This is a genomic window from Legionella sp. PC997, assembly GCF_014109825.1.
GTDB lineage: Bacteria > Pseudomonadota > Gammaproteobacteria > Legionellales > Legionellaceae > Legionella.
The window spans coordinates 117,303-135,654 of record NZ_CP059576.1; the positions used below are offsets into that span (position 1 = coordinate 117,303).

Genomic DNA, 18,352 nt, shown 5'->3' on the forward strand with positions numbered 1-18,352 from the left:
ATTTAAATCATAATAAGTTGTTATACTATGGATAGAGAGATAATTTTTATGAGGAAAGCCATGTTTTTCGATGAAAATGAAATTGAGCTCGAAGATTTTTCGATAACGCATTTAAGAAAAAGATTAAAACTCATGAAAGGGAAAAAAGCGCCTCAAAAATCAATTGTCCAATCTATATGGAAAACGCTTCCATTATTTAACAGTTTTATGGACTCTGTAGAGGAAGCTGGGAGTGCCATTACAAGTATGGTCCAAATTAAAGGCCATTTAACCCATGCTTCAGATGCAGCAGGTAATGCTTTCCTAATCATTAGAATAGTGAATGCTGCCTTTGATTTTATCCGGATTCCAGCTATTTATATTGCAGCCTATATAGCGAATCAAGAATCACCGATAACCTTGTCACGTAATGCCCGGTTTTTATATTCGGCAGTACTTTTAGGTCTTGCAATAACTGCAATTGCCTTTCCCCCATCAGCTCCTATTATTGCTTTAATTATTTCAATCGCTGCCTTGGGTTTAAGTGTGGTCACGCTTGCCAAGCTTTATTATAAACGGTACGAGATACAAGATAAGTTAGCACAAATAGAAAAAGATATTGATAATAAAAAAAGTCATATAGCTCACTTAATTGATGACTTAGAGCAATTAGAAGCTGAAGAAAAAAAGGCAAAAATTGCCGGACAAAGAGAGAACCTTAAACTCATAGAAGATAACTACAAAACGAAACGACATGAAATAAAGGAACAATTAGACGTGTTACAAAAATTATATGATGATCAGGAGTTGGGTAAAGGAAAATTAGCAAAGCTGGGTTCTCTAGCTACTTGGGATAAAACAGCCGGGGTGGCCTTCACTTCACTGGCATTAATTGGTGCCATAGTCAGTTTGGTATTCCCTCCTGCAGGATTTCCAATTTTTGCTGTCGCCATGTCTTTGGCGGCGATTTATATTGTTGGACGAATTACTTATCCTTTATTTAAGTTCCTTGCGGGAAAAATGGTTAATAGTCGTAACAAAACGCCAGAAATCACTAAAAAAGACAGTGATGATAAAGAAGTAGAAGACGATTTGCTTGAAACTTCGTCTATGAAGGTGCAGCAGGATATGGATAAAATAAGAAAAGATGCAAAACGATTAGAACAAATTGTCGCTGATTTTCCAATTATTGGGACACCCAAAAAATCTGAAGTAAGGCCTAAATCATCATCTACTTTAGAAATTAGCACCCCTAAAAAGAAAAAGATTGATGAGGAGCTTCAAGAAGATGATGAACATCCATCAATGCAGTAAAAAGCATTGTTCTTTTTAACTCGATTAGATATCACCTAATCGCTGCCTTATGATCAACGCCTGGGGTTCGCAAAAAATTCCAGGTTTTTTTTATTTTCATTTTTCGGACTTTGGCTTTGCCTATTAATAAAATCATAATGGATTCATTGGCGGTAGGGCATCTTCAGGTTCTTTTTTATTCCGATTATGTTTTTTTAGTTGCTCAACACTGCGCCACAACTCCTCGCCTCGCCACAAGGTTTTTTCTTTGTTTTTATATAAAACTTGGGAAAGAATTTGCACTTGTTTTCTGAAGGTTGCGTCGGTCGTGAGACGTGTTAAATCAGTTAAATTTAATATAGGTGCATCGGGCCAGTAAAGATTGGCCCACTTTAATAAGGCATCGCGTGCTTTTTGTGGATTGGCTTGCCTACACGCTTTATGGAGATTATTTAAAGCAGTTTTGTATTGACCACTCCCAGTATTTTTATGGCGTCTTTGCCATCCCCATAAGGCTAAAGTAACGAGCCACGCCAAACCAAAAAGTGCTGCTACTATCCAAGCCCAATTAAATTTTGTTGAGGAAGTGATAGATTCGCTCACTGTCGTGGTGGATTGAGTGACAGGTTGATTTTTAGGGATAAGAGGTTGGGTTATATTTGCTGTGTTCGAAGGAGTAACTTCGAAGGTTTTTGCCGGTAAAGTGGCAATTTCTTCTTTTCCGGTTTCGGTATTAAACCAAGGGAGTTTTAATTCTGGAATCGTTATTTTTCCTGCTTTATTAAATAAATAGGTGACTTTGATTTCTGTGCGACCAATCAATTCACCGTAGGTAACCCGGTTTTTATCGTTCCCCTTCTCCGGATAAACATTCACTCCATCGGTTTCTGGAAAATTGAGCGAAGGTAAAAGTTGAGCAGGAATTCCAACCCCTTCAAGAGTAACGGTACGAATTAAGGTATTGCCTTGAGCTATGGTTTTCTCTGCGTTTTCATATTGTTCCATTAACTTAACTTGTTTGGCTGGCAACCATGTTTTGCCTGAAAACTCTTTAGGGATGGGTTGTACGTCAATGTTAATGGTTTTGTCCTGAGCTTTAACGCGTTCGGGATTAAAATCATAAATTAATGCAGTAAATACGGGAGATTTAATTTTTAAAGTGCCACTCTTTTGTGGAAAAATAGCATAATTTTGCTCCTCAACCAGATAAGTCACATTATTTTTTTGAATCTGAGATCGTTTTCCCTCACCTAAAGGAATAAGCAGAGCATTTTCTACTTGGGGGCCTTGATAATTTGCATCTAATAGATGCTTTGAATTGTATAAAGTAACTTTATAAATAATTTGCTGATTCAAATAGGGTTTTTTATGGTCTACCTCAGTGGTTAAATAAAGATTCTGATTGTTGTGACCAGCAGAATCGTCTCTAGGTGTATTTTGCGATGCAGTCCCCGTGGTGACTTCAATGGTCATAGGTTTTGTATAGTCCTTGCCAATTCTTATTGCCGGAATTGTTAGCTTACCTTCTTTTTGGGGCTTTAAAGTTATAGTCCATTCACTAGAGGATTGGGCCTGACCATTAATAATCGAATAATTCATCCGACGTTCGGTGCCCACAATCATAAAATTCTTTTGAAGTGGGGTCAGGTCCGGGATGCCTCCATTTTGTAAATCATCTTGAGTTAGAATTAATCTGAATGAATCATCAATGCTTATTTGGGAAGGATCAACTTGCACCTGTACTTCAGCATTGACTAATGCACTGAATAAACAAAAGAACCCAATAATTATTATTTTCTTCATTGATACCACCCGCGTTCTCTTCTTAAATGGTCACGTAAAAATTTTTCTCGCATCAATCCGCCAGGATCATCAGGAATCAAACGCAACCATTGTTCTTTAGCTTGTTGTTTTTCTCGTTCTGTTTCAGATTGTGCTTCACTATTTTGTTGCTCTTTGTTTTGCTGCTCTTTGTTTTGCTGCTCTTTGTTTTGCTGCTCTTTGTTTTGCTGCTCTTTGTTTTGTTGATCTTTGTTTTGTTGATCTTTGTTTTGTTGCTCTTTGTTTTGTTGCTCTTTGTTTTGCTGCTCTTTGTTTTGCTGCTCTTTGTTTTGTTGATCTTTGTTTTGCTGATCTTTGTTTTGCTGCTCTTTGTTTTGTTGATCTTTATTTTGTTGCTCTTTGTTTTGCTGCTCTTTGTTTTGTTGATCTTTGTTTTGTTGATCTTTGTTTTGCTGATCTTTGTTTTGTTGATCTTTATTTTGTTGATCTTGGTTTTGTTGATCTTTATTCTGTTGATCTTTATTTTGCTGATCTTTGTTTTGTTGATCTTGATTTTGTTTTTTTTCTTTATCTTTTTTCAAAAGGTCTTCAAGCAACTTTTTATTATAAATGGCATCTTGATTTGCTGCATTGATTGCTAACGCCTTATCATAGGCTTTTATTGCTTCTTCATATTGTCCCATATGGGCCAAAGCGTTGCCTTGATTATAATATCCTTGTTCATTGTTTAAATCTTGATACAGCTCGGCTGCTTTTTGATAATCGCCTGCACGATAGGCTGCAGCCGCGGTCCAATCGCTGCGTGTAAATGTTTCCTTAGCTTGTTTAAATTGATTTTTTTTCATCAACTCTCGACCTTGTTGATCCGGTGTGGACCATAAGTCTTGCCAACTAAAGGCATGGGTAGCATATGACAAAAATGAAATGAATAAAAAAATAAAGAAACGGATCATATAGCTACCCTCTGTATCCAACCACGTCGAAACACAGGCAAGAGTAACAGCATCGCTGGTATTAAAAACCAACGCCCTTCATCACGCCAAAGAGGAACATCTTTTTCTTCACTAAGAGCAAACTCATTAGTATTACTGGATTTCAGCCATTGATCCAAATCGCTTGAATCGGACGCATATTTGACTAGTTGTCCACTACCTGCATCGGCAAATTGCTGAAAAAGTGGGTTTAAATTCTTATCCGCTTTGACGGGCATAATAGATGAATAAATTCCTGATTCAGCTAATTTTCCGGCTAAGGCTATTGAGGCACCGGAAGGTGCATCTGCTGTTAACACCAAAATTTGTCCTTGGTTGTAACCCGCTTGTTTGATGAGCTTACTGGCTTCATTCAAGGCGCTATCAAGGTTTTGTCCAGTTACTGGCAAAATATCTGGAGTTAATGAAGAAAGTAAGGATGAAATAGTATGCCCATCATCAGTCAGCGGAGAGACAACAAAGGGTTCACTGGTAAAGACCACAAGCCCAAATTGACCTACATCTTTGTGGGCAAATAAATCATGCAATTTAAATTTAGCACGACTTAGACGATTAGGTGTTAAGTCATTAGCCATCATATTATCAGACATATCTAAAACCAGGACTCTTGGCTGTATTGGTTTATAGGTTGCTGCCGGCAATCTATACCAAGCAGGACCGGCAATACTAAAAATCATAAACAAAATACTTAAAAACAAACAGAGCATGGAACCCATACGTTGTCCTTTTCCTGTTTTTTGCAGAAGATGACTCAACAAATGTTGATCGCATACTTCCGACCAAGCATGGAGTTTTGGTTTTTGCCGCCATAAAATCCAAATCAATCCCAGCAGAGGTAAAATCATTAACAGCCACCAAGGTCTTAAAAAATGAAACGTTGCAATCATGACTTTAAAGCCTCCCGATCGGTCATTGTAGCTCGTATGCTTAAGCTCAAATCTGCTGTTCTCAGTAGCCAAGAGAAACAAAGTAATAACGCGAGGCCGACAAACCAAGGATAATATTCTTTTTGGGGACGAACTGTGGCTTGTTCCTGATTGATAGTTTCCAACTGATTAATTGTTTTATAAATTGAATTTAATGTTTCCGTATCGGTAGCACGAAAATACCGGCCATCAGTCATGTCGGCCATTTTTTTTAAGGTTTCTTCATCGAGATCTGCGGAGGCATTTTGCATCATAAAGTCACCGATAATGGCTCTTGAATCTGCTTCAGACCCTAAGCCTATTGTATAGATTTTGATGCCCTCTTCTTTAGCCAATTCAGCCGCTTTTAACGGAGCAAGTACACCAGAATTGTTTGCTCCGTCCGTCAATAAAATAAGGATCCTTCCCTTTTTGGGAACATTATTGAACCGTTTTACAGCAAGACCCACGGCGTCACCAATAGATGTTGTTTTACCTGCAAGCCCTGCAGTAGCATCTTCGAGCCGTAAGAGAATGGTATGTCGATCATAAGTAAGAGGTGTTTGTAAATAAGCTCGGGTCCCAAAGAGGATTAAACCAATTTTATCACCCGTACGGTCTTGTACAAATTGTTCAGCAGCACTTTTTACAACACTTAAACGGCTCACTGGACGTCCGCGTAAGAGCATATCGGGAATTTCCATACTTCCAGACAAATCTAAAGCCATCATAATGTTAAAACCCTCACGTGAGATAGGTTTGGGAGGACCAATCCAGCGAGGACCTGCTAAAGCAACCACCAATAATAACCATATTATCGCGGGGGTGAGCAATAAATATTGAGCCGAAACAGAACGTTTTTCTAGATCTGCAATGCGAACCATGTCAGCAAAGAAAGGTACCTTCAATGCCGTAGGCAATTGTACTTTGGCTCTTGGCATTAAAAACCAGAAGATCAAAGGTAAAGGTATGAGGATTAAAACCCAAGGGTTAGCTAATTCGAACATGGCACTCCCCTTTGTTTAATCCAAAGCTGTGCTGCATTGAATAATGGTTTAAGATCCATAATTTCTTGTGTTTTAAAAGGAGCATCAAGGAGTAAATCCTTTACCAAATAGAAATCAACATCTTTGCTCGTTTCATTTAAAAATTTAAGCCATTCTTCTCCATGTAAACTAGCTACTTGTTCTCTTGGATAATAGACCAGGGCGACGCGGCGTAGTAATTCTGAAATATGGGCACTGGCCACGGCTCCATTTTGTTCCTGATCATATTGATGCTGATAGTTATTTAATAAAAGCAAAGCTTGTTTTTTAGCGAGAGCATTAAGATGTTTTTTATATATAACGTAAGCGAGGATCATTGCTAAAAATAAGCTTAACCCAATCAAAATATACCACCCAGGAGCCATAGGCCACCAACCTATTGGAGGAGGGAGATGAATATCTTTTAATTGCGCCAGAGGATCGTTATTAACCACGGGACCTCCTGGGAAATGTTTGCCGTACGAGGGGAGCTAAATCAATATCGGATGTAACCTGTACATACTGAATATGTAAGCGTCGCAATTGAGTTTGCAAGTGCTCTATACGTTGCTGACAATACTGTTCATATGCGGTACTCACCGAGCGCAAGCTCGTATCAAGGATGAGCTCTTGTCGCCCATTGGTTATGGCATATTGCTGGGGTTTGGGTGGAGAAAGCTCAACTTGGTCACAAATATGATAGGCCAGGATGTCATTATGGTAACGTAATCGATTTAGATGTTTTTCGCACTCACGGTCCATAGAATAGAAATCACTGATCAAAACCAGGATACTACCCGGTCTCACCACCCGATGTAAGCGAACCAATGCATCGCTAAGCTGTCTGGGTTGGGCTTCACGTTGTTCTTCTGTCTGATCGGTATATTGACTTAGGGATGCTAATAAGGGCAGTACGCCCATATCCCTACTGCGAGGAGTAAACTCACTGTGATCTGTAGCTGAGAAAAATACGCCTCCTACTCTATCGCCTTCTTTGATGACGGTCCAAGCAAGAAGTGCTGCCAGTCGGGCAGCAATAACGGATTTAAATGCGATGCGCGTACCAAAAATCATAGAAGGATTAAAATCCGCGAGAATCACCACCGGTCTTTCTCGTTCTTCCTGATAAATTTTAATGTGAGGTTTACCCGTGCGTGCAGTAACGCGCCATTCCATATGACGTATTTCATCGCCTGCCTGATAGTTTCTTACTTCGGCGAAATCCATGCCGCGGCCACGTAATTTGGATAAATGATTTCCTGATTGTATCGCTTTACCTTCAGGTCGATAATGCATGGATTGGACATATCGTCTTAAGCCAATTAATTCATTTAATTCTGCAATAACGCCATTAGCCATAAAAACCTCGTCTATCTCATATGTCGCTTTAGATGGGGACTGAATTCATCCGATTCAAGGCTATTATTTGTTAAGCCAAAGGCCCAAACTACTTTTTAAGGAACAGCGACTAAACGTAATAAGGAGTCAATAAAATCGTCGCTATTAATTCCTTCTGCTTCAGCTTCAAAGCTTAATAGGATGCGATGCCTTAATACATCATGGGCAATCACGTGAATATCATCTGGAGTAACATAATCTCTCCCACAAAGCCAGGCATGAGCTTTCGAACAACGATCTAAAGCAATCGTAGCTCGGGGACTTGCACCAAAACGTAACCAACGACCCAGTTCTTCGCTGTATACGCCAGGATTACGAGTTGCAACTACTAATTGGACTAGATAATTTTCTAATGCTTCGCTGGTATGAACATTCAGTACCTGTTTACGCGCTTCAAATAATGTTTTTTGTGATAGCTTTTCAGTGGTAACGGGTTTAGTGGCCATAACAGCCCCTAAAGCTTCTTTGCGAGAGAGAGCTAAAATATCATGCTCTATTTTGGCATCAGGATAACTAATTTTTACATACATTAAAAACCGGTCCAGTTGTGCTTCCGGTAAAGGATAAGTTCCTTCCTGCTCAATTGGATTTTGTGTTGCCATGACTAGAAATAACTCCGGCAAAGGATAAGTTTTACCTCCTATAGTAACTTGGCGTTCTGCCATTGCTTCAAGGAGTGCGGATTGAACCTTAGCTGGGGCACGGTTGATTTCATCGGCCAAAAGCAAATGATGGAATATAGGGCCAGGTTGAAACACAAAAGAACCATTTTGTGGATGGTATACGTCGGTACCAGTTAAATCTCCGGGCAATAAATCGGGTGTAAACTGGATACGATGAAAATTTCCTTCCACACCATCAGAAAGTGCTTTAACTGCGCGGGTTTTTGCTAATCCTGGAGCTCCTTCAACTAATAAATGGCCATCTGCAAGTAAGGCAATGAGCAAACGTGAAATTAATCCATTCTGGCCTAAAATTTGCGAATTTAAGTGATTACTTAACTGTAGTATTTGACGTTGTACAGCATTTCCACTCTTACTGTCTTCTACTTGCTCCATAGTTTCTACCTTAATCTAAATAACATCGAATAGAGTTAAATAAAAAAACTTATCCTAGCGTGAATTGTATTCGCTGCCAAGTGCTGCAGCGCATTTTGTTCAATCGTTAATCATACTTGGGGTGAAGTAAGCTAAAATTTGTAGCTTGGGAAAGGCGATGTCATTATTCAGGTCTGTTGCACTTCCCCTTGAGACTCTATTATTGTTGATAATCCGGATGGAGTTCCAAAGGCATCAGTGTTTGCAGCTTTTGATATAGAGAAAGGATCTCTTCACAAAAAACCTGAAATTGTTGTTGGTTCTCCCATAGATCATAATCCGCTCCTTTAAGGAAAACCTGTTCTTTTTCGAGAGTTTTCAATACAACGCGTTCTTGATGTGAAAATCCTAAATGGCTATTTAATTCGACCAATTCCATTAGTTTTTTATGTTCTTTAATTGGGCGATGTTCGTGCAAACAATATGCCTTTAATGTCAGCACAAAAGCTTGATACATCAAAGAAGTAACAGGAGTTAATACTGTAAGTGGATCAGTTTGTCTAAAGGTCCAATCGGTGATTCGCTGCAAGAGATAATCGGCAGCGTAGGCATGTTGGGTTGCGATATTGAGCATTTCCAATGGGGATAAATAACGTTTGTCCATAAAGGAATTTTCCTATTCGATTTGAGTTGCTTTAGCTTATACAGCGGCATTCAACTGCTTTTTCTGGTTTTAAAGTATGTTAAAATTGGCCCTCATTATATCTATGAATTAAATTGATGCACGCTTTTATTAACAGTTCCTGGAAAATAGGCTCTCTGACATTATCCAATCGATTAATCCAAGGCCCTTTAGCGGGTTATAGCTGTGCACCATTTCGAACATTGTTTAATCATTATCAGGCCCCAGCGTATTGTGTGGCTGAGATGAGTTCTGCAACGGATATTCTTTTTAAACATAAAGCTATTTCACGTTATATTTATCGGGCTCCACAAGAAGAGATTCTTGCATATCAAATTGCAGGCACTGAACCTTCTATATTGGCGCAGGCAGGACAATACCTCCAACTAAATGGTGCGAATATTATCGACATCAATTGTGGTTGTCCAAAACCTAAAATTCGTAAAAAAGGTGCGGGAAGTGCTTTACTCGAAGATCCGGAACACTTAGTGCGTATTATCAAAAAAGTTCGTGCCGCGATTACTGTTCCCTTAACTATAAAAATCCGCATTCAAGGGGATGTAAAAGATGTTCTGCTGGCAAAAAAAATTGAAGAAGCGGGAGCGGATGCTCTAATCGTACACGGTAGGCGTTGGGTGGATGATTATGATGTAGCATCTGATTTACACCAAATCGCAATAATAAAACAAAGCATCGCTATTCCGGTCATTGCTAATGGAGATATTAATAATATCCATAGTTTGCATAGGGCAATAGAATTAAGTAATTGCGATGCTTATATGATCTCGCGTGCTGGCAGTGGTAAACCCTGGCTTTATCAAGAGTTATTAAAACAGCAAATTATTCCTATCAGTTTAGGGGAAAAGATCAGTTTGTTTATGACGCACTTACAGGGATTGGCAGCACTGGAAGATGAGTATAAGGCTGTTCTACAAAGTAAGTCCCTAGTGCGTTATTATTTTGGCAAATTATTTGATGAATCCGCCATAAATCGTTTTTATAAATTGGATTCTTTGGATAGGATTTATAGCTTTTTGCAATCTTGGGTATAATTCGATTCTCAGAACGTTATTAAGTAGGTTAAATTAAATCACTGTAATCTTGATTATAAAGCTTAAGATGCTCCAACCGCTGAGCCGCTTTTTGCGCTCCTTCCTGATTTCCATTAGCAAAACGAAGCTTGGCAAGATAATTTAAATAAAGCTCAATATATTCTGGAGAAATGGGATATTGAAGGCCAGTTTCCAAAACCTCTTGAGCAAGGTCTAATTCATGTTTCTCTATTAAAAATCGAGCAAAAGTAAGTCGCGCTAAACAAAAATGAGGATCATTTTTTATAGCCTTACTAAAATAGGCTTTTGCTTTTTGAACATCATCACGCTCTAAACTTTGTAACAATCCCATTTGAAAATAAGGACGTGCAAAGTAGGGGTTCATTGCAATTGCTTGTTTAATCGCAAATTCAGTTTTTTTTATCCAAGAATGACGTTCTTGAACTGAGGTTGCTTGTTGGATTAGTTGTAAACTTGCGTCAATTTTAAGGCTTTGAATTTCAACAAAAGGAAATAAGTTTAGCGCATGATTACTAGACGCAATCGCTTCGTTAAAATGTTTGGCTTGAATTGCTGCTTCAGTATTCTTGATATAATGTTCGAGAATTAAAAAACGAAAAAAATAAGAGCTGATCACTAATAGAAATACAATGACTCCACTACGCAGGATCCAAATATTTTTAAGTGAGAATGAATAAACTTTAACTCCACCTTCCTTCCTAAGAAAATAATGCAAATACCCTAAGCAGCATCCCATGAGGAGGTTCATAGGAAATACATAAAAATTAAAATCAATAAAGCTATGACATACTAAAGCCCCTAATGCACTAAAGCAGGCTATGCCTTGGATATGGGTAACAGAGTTTTTACTCGGGTGGTTTAAATAGTGTTTTAAATAGATAAGCACCGTCATGATAATTCCCAGCAGAATAACAATTCCTGGAATTCCAGTTTCAACAAGTAATTGTAAAAAATCATTGTGAGCATATTCGAGATTAGAACCATCACCGGGCAAGCTGAAGGCAGGATAATACTGTTTAAAATTAAAAATTCCTAAACCATACCATGGAGTTTTTTGCCATAATTGCCAAGCACCGTTCCAGATAATAAGCCGGGATTTCTCATGAGCGAGTAAGTCAAGACGATGTTGTATTGCGGATTGAGCAAAGAGGCATAAGGTGGCCAATGCCAAAACTAAAATCCCTGATAATTGATACATACTTCTAAGTTTTAGATCCTGACGGCATAAAACGATTTCTAGGGTTGCAAAGCAAATAAAACATAAGATAACACCACGGCTTAAAGCAGCCAATAAGGCTAGGGTGATGATATAAATACTGGTTAGGATAATGATTTTTTTTATGGTGTCTGATGATTTAAATTGCCTTATTTCTAGAGTAAAAAAATTACCTATTAATAAGAGATCAATCATCATTAAAAAAGCGGCAGCGGTATTCTTGCTCGCAAAAATACCAACAGGCATTGCATTTTTTGCGAATAATTGAATTAGAGCGTAACCTGCACAAATAAGACCTAATATCCAAAGCAGCTTGAGTAAATTCTTCCATAACCAATCCGCTAGAGAATCTCTATTAAATAAAATAAAACCAAATATCCACATGGAGCACTGAAAGATACCAAAAAGGGCAGTGCGTGGAACCAGGCCTACTAATGGAGGTAGAGTTGTCCAAACCAGCCAAATTCCCAGTAAAAAAGTTAATTGGGTATATTGAATTGACTTTAGAGACCAACAATAGCTAAGTGTAGAAGTAACAATAACACCATAACTGATTATTAAAATGGAATAGTCACTGGTGCCTTTAAACAGAAACGCTGCAGTGATCAACAAAAAAAACAGGACGCCTACCGACTTGTGAACATTGTTTTCTTGACTCAACAAAGCCAGTGGCACCCTGTATTTCATCGAACATCACACATCATAAATAGTTAACATCCTGAAACCCATTTTCCTTTGATAAAAGGACCATCTAAGGAGAAATCATGCTGGGTTACGGTGGTTGCAGGGTTACTGTTTCCGCCAGGAGGTAGAAGAAACATATGTAAATAATGCTGCCACATCCAACCGCCCATTAAGCTAAGCTGTCCATTTCCTACTGCAAATTGATAGCTGGCACCTAATTTAGCTTCCAGCTCGGGAACAAGCCGAGTTTGTTTAGCCTGAGCGCTAAAGGGAAAGGCAATACCGCTTAAGTTTGCTCCAGATAAGCTGGCTTTACCTTGTCCAGTTAACAGGGTCATAGCACTTTGAGCAAATAATGCGAAACCATATTTCATATCCCGAGACATATCTACTCCTACCCGAGGACCGGCACCTTGGAATTTAGTGTAGGCGACGGATCTTTGTATTAGATGTGGCGTAGGGTCAGAGGGTAGTTTTTCAAACTGATTGTCTGAACGTGTGATCCGGGCATTGACGTATTGTCCACCAGCATAAAAACGGATGGTTTTCTTTTTGCCGAAATGACTGGTTTGTGCAAATTCTAAATTAACGGCATCAAACTTAGTATCGAATTTTAAATCGGTGAAGGTAGTAACTGGATTAAATTCATCTCCAGAAAAAAATGAAAAATAATCAGAGTTATCCGGATTGAAATGCAGCCAATTAACATTGAGATCATTTCCTGTATTAAAATGGTAGCTTCCTTCCAGTAAAAAACCCCAGTCCCAAGAAGAATCAACGGTATGCGAGGCGTTGCTGATTGGATTTAAAATTGGATTAAGTAGTGCGGAATTGGTGTTGGGTTGTAAATATAAAGCGCTAATACCCACATCCCAAGCATTGCATGGACAAGGAACCGTTACATTATCAGGACTGCATACAGGACCCATTGTCCCTGCTTGAGCTATTCCAACACCCAGAGTACAAAGTATAAAAGTGGCTATGTTCTTCATGAATTATTTATCATCCTTGTTGTTTTTACCCAATTATTCAATAAGTGAATTGATTAATCAATTAGGTATTAATAAATTATCCAAGCAAGCTTCTCCCCCCATCCACCTTGAGTATTTGTCCGGTGATGTAGGGATTTTCGGCTAAGGCTAAAATTGCTTGGGCAATATATTCAGGATTCCCTTGTTTTTTTAACGGAATTTTCGCAATAATTTTTTCTTGTGTTTCTTGAGTTAAGGTATTGGAATGCTCAGGCCAAATAATAGCCCCTGGCGCAACGGCATTGACCCTAATTTCAGGCGCAAATTCACGTGCCAAGCTTTTTGTCTGCATTTCCAAAGCGGCTTTACTCTGGCAATATACAGAATATCCTTTTAATGGTTTTTCTGCGTGAGTGTCGCTTACATTGATAATGGCTCCAGATTCTTTTGCCAATAAAGGACGGGCTGCGAGACTAAGTAAAAAAGGAGCCTTAACATGAATGTTAAAAAGAGCGTGCCAATCTATTTCAGAAAAGGCTGTAAATTCAGTGCGGAGGAATACTGAAGCATTGTTAACTAATAAATCCAAACGTCCAGCCCAATCTTGAACAGTACTCATTATTTCTTCTGCTGCGCCGGGTTCATTTAATTCCCTTTGTAAAACATACGCACTATAGGGACGTTGTTCATTTAAACCCGCTGCTAAGGCATGAGCCTCTGTTAATGATTCATGGCAATGGATTAGAACTTTATACCCTGCTGAATGAAGTTTTTTGACTATCGCTGCACCGGTTCGGCGCGCTCCACCAGTGATTAAAGCAACTTTCACTTCTTGTTTGTTTGTCGGATTCAATGTATGTTCCTATTCTCGATTATCCTCGGTAAAACGAAGCTTCCTCACTTTATGCCTAGGTCTCCACGGAACCGCGGGACGGAGGATCAAAATTGCCTCGGTTTTGCCAGTTAAATTTTTTAAAGTAATTATGAGTATAATAAACACCATACACGCGCTACTGGCCGAACGCCAGGCTATTCCCTTCGTAGAGTTCATGCAACTTGCATTGTACGCTCCTGGAGAGGGATATTATAGTTCCGGATTACAAAAATTAGGGAAGCAGGGGGACTTTATTACAGCTCCCGAATTGACTCCCTTATTTGGTAAAACGCTAGCGAATCAGTGCCAGCAGGTATTAATGCAACTTGAATCGCCGATGTTATTCGAATTTGGTGCCGGTTCTGGCGCTCTTTGTGTTGCTATATTAGAACATCTGGCAGAACAAAATGCTTTGCCAGAAGCTTATTATATTTTGGAGGTCAGTGCTAATTTACAACAGCGTCAGCGGGAACTGATTGCCCAAAAAATTCCTCATCTTGCTCATTTAGTTACTTGGCTTGATCATTGGCCAGAAGTTCCTTTTAATGGTGTGATTTTGGCAAACGAAGTTCTAGATGCGATGCCAGTTCATCGCTTTATGAAAACGGAACACGGCATTATGGAAAGTTATGTTGCTTTGAATGAACAGCACCAATTAATAGAGCTATTTAAACCCTGCCAGAATCAACGTTTGCTGGATTACATTCATAATCGATTATCCCTGCCAAAAACTCCTTATCTTTCGGAGGTAAATCTTTTTATCGATGATTGGATCTTAAATAATTATCAAATGTTAAAACAAGGCGTGGTATTTTTGATTGATTATGGATTTCCTCGTCATGAGTATTATCATCCCGATCGTAATCAAGGCACTTTAATGTGTCATTATCAACACCAAAGTCATCCGGATCCGTTGGTGAATCCAGGAGAGCAGGATATTACCGCACATGTAGATTTTACACATGTTGCAGAAGCGGGACAACAAGCGGGTTTTCATATCGCAGGTTTTACCAATCAAGCCTCTTTTTTGCTGGCCAACGGTTTGCTAAGCTTAATTAATACTTTGGATGATGAAATAGACCTAGTAAAAGCAAAACAAGCGATAAAGCAACTAACTCTCCCCAGTGAAATGGGAGAGTTATTTAAAGTAATTGCTTTAAGTAAAGATGTGGAAATTTCCTTAAACGGATTTCTATTAAATGATAAACGAGTGAGTTTATGAACATAAAAAGATATCTGACAACCGTGGAATTACAAAAAGAGTCCATGAAATTTTCTGCTGGTCATACGACCATTTTTTCTGCAACTGAAAGAGAGCCGTTACATGGCCATATGTATGGGGTTTATTTGGCACTCACGACTTGGGTTGAAGAAAATGGGATGACTTTTGACTATCGCTATTACAAAGAGCGCATCCATAAATTGTGTCGTCATTTGAATCAAACTTTTCTAATGCCGCAATTCTCTCCTTTTCTGGAATATGCTGAGGATGATGAATATTATTACTTTACCTTTAATCATAAGAAAATTCCCTTTCTGAAAGAGGATGTGACTTTATTACCAGTCACAAATATTACGGTAGAAGAGTTATCTCGTTGGTTTGTAGAAGAACTGATTAAAGATAAAGCAGAGTTAGATCGACATCGAATTGAGAATGTTGTGGTCAAGGTTTTTTCAGCTCCAGGACAATCAGCCAATCATCAATGGCAAAGAGCGCATGAATAAAAACGAGCAAGATAATATTATCGACATCGCTCGTTCATCCATGCCTGCTGAGGTACCCTTGGATTTGAGGGGGCGTCTTGATCTTGGGATTTCTACGACACAACCCTCTGTACCAAAAATGACTACTATTTATCAAGTCTGTATTCCCCATACGCATCGAGATTTTTTTGATTATGTTGTTGATGGACTTACTCCCTGCATTGGCGCGCGAGTTTGGATTCCTTTTCGCAAACAGATGCGTTTAGGTTTAGTAGTGGGGATTCATGAATCCTTGGACGATATTTCCTCATTAAAAAGCATCAGTACCGTTATTGATAACCAACCATTAATTGATAAAGCTACCTTAGCGTTATGTTCTTGGATTGCCAATTATTATCAGTCGCCCTTGTCTGAAGTAGTCCCACTGGCATTACCTAAAAAATATCGCTTAGGACAACCCAGCCAATTACCTATGGGGGATTTTTATCAATTGGCATTACCATTGGAAGAAGCCAAAATGCTTATTCCGGCGCGTGCTCGCAAACAATTGGAGCTGGTTGATTTCTTGAGTACCCAAAAAGAACCTGTTGCCAAAAATTGTTTGACTGCAAAAGGATTTAGTTCCACTCAACTTTGTAGCTTACTTGCTGCGAAGATCATTTCTTTATCCCAACAAATTGTACTGCCAGAAAAAGCAGATACTTTCTCATCTCCGCCCTTAATACTTAATTCGGAGCAATCTGCTGCGGTAGATGCTATTACTGAAGCACTGTCTCAATACCAGTGTTTTTTATTACAAGGGGTCACAGGAAGCGGCAAAACAGAAGTTTATTTACAGGTCATTGCCCAAGTACTTGCGGAACAAAAACAAGTCTTAATTTTGGTACCCGAGATCGGATTAACGCCACAATTAGTGACGCGTTTTACCTCACGTTTTAAGCAAGCTGTTGCAGTGATTCATTCCAACCTGAACGAATCAGAACGACAAGTGGCTTGGCAATTAGCAAAAGAAGACAAAGTGAAGATAGTGATAGGAACCCGAGCCGCAATTTTTACACCGATGCCTAATCTAGGGTTAATTGTAATTGATGAAGAGCATGATGCATCTTTAAAGCAAATGGAAGGAGTGCGCTACTCTGCTCGAGATACGGCATTAATGCGCGCCCATTTAACAAATATACCTATTATTTTAGGATCAGCGACTCCTAGCTTAGAAAGTATGTACAATGTAATACAAAAAAAATACACTTTACTCCGCTTGACCCACAAAGCATGTTCCACAACTCCGTTACATTATCAATTGATTGATCTGCGTTCACAAACACTTCAACATGGTTTGGCAACTCCAACCTTGCACGTCATTAAGGAACATTTACTCAAAAAAAATCAGGTATTGGTATTTATTAATCGACGAGGTTTTTCCCCAGTACTGTTATGTCACCAATGTGGCTGGATGGTGGATTGTCGTGCTTGTGACACTCATCTCACACTGCATAAACAGTTAGGAAAGATGATTTGTCATCATTGTGGATTAAACCAAAAAACTCCGGATCGTTGCCGTAATTGCCAAAGTACGGAATTAATTCCGGTGGGCACCGGTACGCAACGGATTCATGAGTTTTTAAGTGCATATTTTCCAAATACAGAGGTTGTGCGAATTGATCGGGATGCAGTGCGAAAAAAAAATTCCTTGGATGAGCATTTAGACAAAATTCATAATGGCAAGGCACAGTTGATTGTTGGCACCCAAATGTTAGCAAAAGGTCACCATTTTCCACGTCTTTCTTTAGTAGTGGTAGCCGATGCAGATGCAGGACTTTATAATCAAGATTTTCGGGCGCTGGAACATTTAGGGCAATTGTTAATACAAGTTTCGGGGCGGGCAGGTCGAGAAGAGCAAGCGGGTCAAGTGTTGATTCAAACCCACTTACCCAATCATCCACTCCTTAATGTGTTGATTCAACAAGGGTATGATTCATTTGCAGATGCCTTATTAGTTACCCGCGAACAAGCGCAACTGCCTCCTTATCACTATTTGGCTGTAATTAGGGCGCAAGGAAAAGTATCAGCAAGCGTTTTAAAATTTTTGCATGCGGCGAAAGAGCAAATCTTGGTATCTTCAATTACCGTTATGGGACCGGCACCTGCTCCTATGCCTCGCAAAGCAAACCAATACCGCATGCAATTACTACTGAAGTCTTCCTCCAGAAAAATCCTGAAAAATGCCTTAACGCAATTGCGTGAATGGTTATCAGGTAATAAATTAGGTAATGGTGTGCGTTGGAATGTGGATGTGGACCCTATAGATTTATCATAATGGAGATAGAATGACCGACCTGAACCTTGAAGTACATAAAAAAGTTTTTTCCATAGCTTGGGGAGATATGGATGCATTAGGCCATGTAAATAACGCCCGCTATTTTGATTATTTTCAAGAAGCACGTATTGAATGGTTAAGACAGCTCAATATCAGTATGTCTGAACAAACTGGCCCGGTAGTGATCCACGTAGCATGTACCTTTTTAAAGCCGGTAATTTATCCTGCGACAGTAACGTTGTGCTCCAAAATCCACAGTCTCGGAAATTCTAGTATGGTTATGGAGCATGAGCTGTATCAGGATGAAGTCAAGATGGCGCAAGGAAGCTGCAAGATTGTTTGGGTGGATTATACGAAAAATAAATCCGTAGCGTTACCCGATGAAATCCGTCGACTATTTGAAACTAAGTAAGCTAGGAA

At 39.2% G+C, this 18,352-nt stretch carries 17 protein-coding genes; 6 read left to right on the forward strand and 11 right to left on the reverse strand.

The features are described from left to right. Positions 1-60: 60 nt before the first annotated feature. The gene (locus tag HBNCFIEN_RS00525; protein WP_182392220.1) at positions 61-1,293 is read left to right on the forward strand and encodes a hypothetical protein; all 1,233 of its coding nucleotides are present in this window, start codon (positions 61-63) and stop codon (positions 1,291-1,293) included. 132 nt (positions 1,294-1,425) lie between these two features. On the opposite strand, the gene HBNCFIEN_RS00530 is transcribed toward HBNCFIEN_RS00525, so the two are convergent. The 8 genes from HBNCFIEN_RS00530 to HBNCFIEN_RS00565 form a co-directional block, all read right to left on the reverse strand. Further along, complete coding sequence (locus HBNCFIEN_RS00530; RefSeq protein WP_182392221.1) at positions 1,426-3,075, reverse strand: protein BatD; 1,650 nt, start codon at positions 3,073-3,075, stop codon at positions 1,426-1,428. Further along, positions 3,072-4,007: a tetratricopeptide repeat protein gene (locus HBNCFIEN_RS00535; protein WP_182392222.1), complete on the reverse strand. Its 936-nt coding sequence runs from the start codon at positions 4,005-4,007 to the stop codon at positions 3,072-3,074. The genes HBNCFIEN_RS00530 and HBNCFIEN_RS00535 overlap by 4 nt, the downstream gene beginning before the upstream one ends. Then, a complete protein-coding gene (locus tag HBNCFIEN_RS00540) occupies positions 4,004-4,933 on the reverse strand; it encodes a VWA domain-containing protein (RefSeq protein ID WP_182392223.1) in 930 nt (309 codons plus the stop codon). The genes HBNCFIEN_RS00535 and HBNCFIEN_RS00540 overlap by 4 nt, the downstream gene beginning before the upstream one ends. Continuing rightward, on the reverse strand, positions 4,930-5,958 hold the full coding sequence (locus tag HBNCFIEN_RS00545) for a VWA domain-containing protein (RefSeq protein WP_182392224.1): 1,029 nt from the start codon (positions 5,956-5,958) through the stop codon (positions 4,930-4,932). The genes HBNCFIEN_RS00540 and HBNCFIEN_RS00545 overlap by 4 nt, the downstream gene beginning before the upstream one ends. Further along, complete coding sequence (locus tag HBNCFIEN_RS00550; protein ID WP_182392225.1) at positions 5,946-6,431, reverse strand: DUF4381 domain-containing protein; 486 nt, start codon at positions 6,429-6,431, stop codon at positions 5,946-5,948. The genes HBNCFIEN_RS00545 and HBNCFIEN_RS00550 overlap by 13 nt, the downstream gene beginning before the upstream one ends. Continuing rightward, positions 6,424-7,335 (reverse strand): DUF58 domain-containing protein, encoded by a 912-nt coding sequence (locus tag HBNCFIEN_RS00555; protein ID WP_182392226.1) that lies wholly within the window; start codon positions 7,333-7,335, stop codon positions 6,424-6,426. Before HBNCFIEN_RS00555 ends, HBNCFIEN_RS00550 begins: the two co-directional genes overlap by 8 nt. A gap of 95 nt (positions 7,336-7,430) precedes the next feature. Beyond that, positions 7,431-8,432 carry a MoxR family ATPase gene (locus HBNCFIEN_RS00560; protein ID WP_182392227.1) on the reverse strand — a complete coding sequence of 334 codons (1,002 nt, stop codon included), beginning with the start codon at positions 8,430-8,432 and terminating at the stop codon, positions 7,431-7,433. Between the two features lie 199 nt (positions 8,433-8,631). Further along, on the reverse strand, positions 8,632-9,075 hold the full coding sequence (locus HBNCFIEN_RS00565) for a hypothetical protein (RefSeq protein ID WP_182392228.1): 444 nt from the start codon (positions 9,073-9,075) through the stop codon (positions 8,632-8,634). Positions 9,076-9,191: 116 nt separating this feature from the next. On the opposite strand from HBNCFIEN_RS00565, the gene HBNCFIEN_RS00570 reads away from it, so the two are divergent. Further along, positions 9,192-10,145: a tRNA-dihydrouridine synthase gene (locus HBNCFIEN_RS00570; RefSeq protein WP_182392229.1), complete on the forward strand. Its 954-nt coding sequence runs from the start codon at positions 9,192-9,194 to the stop codon at positions 10,143-10,145. 28 nt (positions 10,146-10,173) lie between these two features. Here HBNCFIEN_RS00570 and HBNCFIEN_RS00575 read toward each other — a convergent pair whose 3' ends face one another. From HBNCFIEN_RS00575 to HBNCFIEN_RS00585, 3 genes are all read right to left on the reverse strand, one after another. Beyond that, positions 10,174-12,069, reverse strand: coding sequence for an O-antigen ligase family protein (locus tag HBNCFIEN_RS00575; RefSeq protein WP_255464284.1), 1,896 nt, complete (start codon positions 12,067-12,069; stop codon positions 10,174-10,176). A gap of 23 nt (positions 12,070-12,092) precedes the next feature. Continuing rightward, complete coding sequence (locus tag HBNCFIEN_RS00580; protein ID WP_182392230.1) at positions 12,093-13,058, reverse strand: Lpg1974 family pore-forming outer membrane protein; 966 nt, start codon at positions 13,056-13,058, stop codon at positions 12,093-12,095. Positions 13,059-13,134: 76 nt separating this feature from the next. Next, positions 13,135-13,890: a pteridine reductase gene (locus tag HBNCFIEN_RS00585; protein WP_182392231.1), complete on the reverse strand. Its 756-nt coding sequence runs from the start codon at positions 13,888-13,890 to the stop codon at positions 13,135-13,137. Positions 13,891-14,020: 130 nt separating this feature from the next. On the opposite strand from HBNCFIEN_RS00585, the gene HBNCFIEN_RS00590 reads away from it, so the two are divergent. From HBNCFIEN_RS00590 to HBNCFIEN_RS00605, 4 genes are all read left to right on the forward strand, one after another. Further along, positions 14,021-15,133, forward strand: coding sequence for a class I SAM-dependent methyltransferase (locus HBNCFIEN_RS00590; protein WP_182392232.1), 1,113 nt, complete (start codon positions 14,021-14,023; stop codon positions 15,131-15,133). After that, entirely contained in the window at positions 15,130-15,636 is a 507-nt protein-coding gene (locus tag HBNCFIEN_RS00595; protein ID WP_182392233.1) for a 6-carboxytetrahydropterin synthase, read from the forward strand. Before HBNCFIEN_RS00590 ends, HBNCFIEN_RS00595 begins: the two co-directional genes overlap by 4 nt. 118 nt (positions 15,637-15,754) lie before the next feature. Continuing rightward, entirely contained in the window at positions 15,755-17,932 is a 2,178-nt protein-coding gene (locus HBNCFIEN_RS00600; RefSeq protein ID WP_182393572.1) for a primosomal protein N', read from the forward strand. Between the two features lie 10 nt (positions 17,933-17,942). Then, on the forward strand, positions 17,943-18,344 hold the full coding sequence (locus tag HBNCFIEN_RS00605; protein WP_182392234.1) for a thioesterase family protein: 402 nt from the start codon (positions 17,943-17,945) through the stop codon (positions 18,342-18,344). Positions 18,345-18,352: the final 8 nt, after the last annotated feature.

Coding starts and splice junctions, on each gene's coding strand:
- HBNCFIEN_RS00525 (WP_182392220.1), top strand. CDS start 61: ATGTTTTTCGATGAAAATGAAATTGAGCTCGAAGATTTTTCGATAACG.
- HBNCFIEN_RS00530 (WP_182392221.1), bottom strand. CDS start 3,075: ATGAAGAAAATAATAATTATTGGGTTCTTTTGTTTATTCAGTGCATTA.
- HBNCFIEN_RS00535 (WP_182392222.1), bottom strand. CDS start 4,007: ATGATCCGTTTCTTTATTTTTTTATTCATTTCATTTTTGTCATATGCT.
- HBNCFIEN_RS00540 (WP_182392223.1), bottom strand. CDS start 4,933: ATGATTGCAACGTTTCATTTTTTAAGACCTTGGTGGCTGTTAATGATT.
- HBNCFIEN_RS00545 (WP_182392224.1), bottom strand. CDS start 5,958: ATGTTCGAATTAGCTAACCCTTGGGTTTTAATCCTCATACCTTTACCT.
- HBNCFIEN_RS00555 (WP_182392226.1), bottom strand. CDS start 7,335: ATGGCTAATGGCGTTATTGCAGAATTAAATGAATTAATTGGCTTAAGA.
- HBNCFIEN_RS00560 (WP_182392227.1), bottom strand. CDS start 8,432: ATGGAGCAAGTAGAAGACAGTAAGAGTGGAAATGCTGTACAACGTCAA.
- HBNCFIEN_RS00565 (WP_182392228.1), bottom strand. CDS start 9,075: ATGGACAAACGTTATTTATCCCCATTGGAAATGCTCAATATCGCAACC.
- HBNCFIEN_RS00570 (WP_182392229.1), top strand. CDS start 9,192: ATGCACGCTTTTATTAACAGTTCCTGGAAAATAGGCTCTCTGACATTA.
- HBNCFIEN_RS00575 (WP_255464284.1), bottom strand. CDS start 12,069: ATGAAATACAGGGTGCCACTGGCTTTGTTGAGTCAAGAAAACAATGTT.
- HBNCFIEN_RS00580 (WP_182392230.1), bottom strand. CDS start 13,058: ATGAAGAACATAGCCACTTTTATACTTTGTACTCTGGGTGTTGGAATA.
- HBNCFIEN_RS00590 (WP_182392232.1), top strand. CDS start 14,021: ATGAGTATAATAAACACCATACACGCGCTACTGGCCGAACGCCAGGCT.
- HBNCFIEN_RS00595 (WP_182392233.1), top strand. CDS start 15,130: ATGAACATAAAAAGATATCTGACAACCGTGGAATTACAAAAAGAGTCC.
- HBNCFIEN_RS00600 (WP_182393572.1), top strand. CDS start 15,755: ATGACTACTATTTATCAAGTCTGTATTCCCCATACGCATCGAGATTTT.
- HBNCFIEN_RS00605 (WP_182392234.1), top strand. CDS start 17,943: ATGACCGACCTGAACCTTGAAGTACATAAAAAAGTTTTTTCCATAGCT.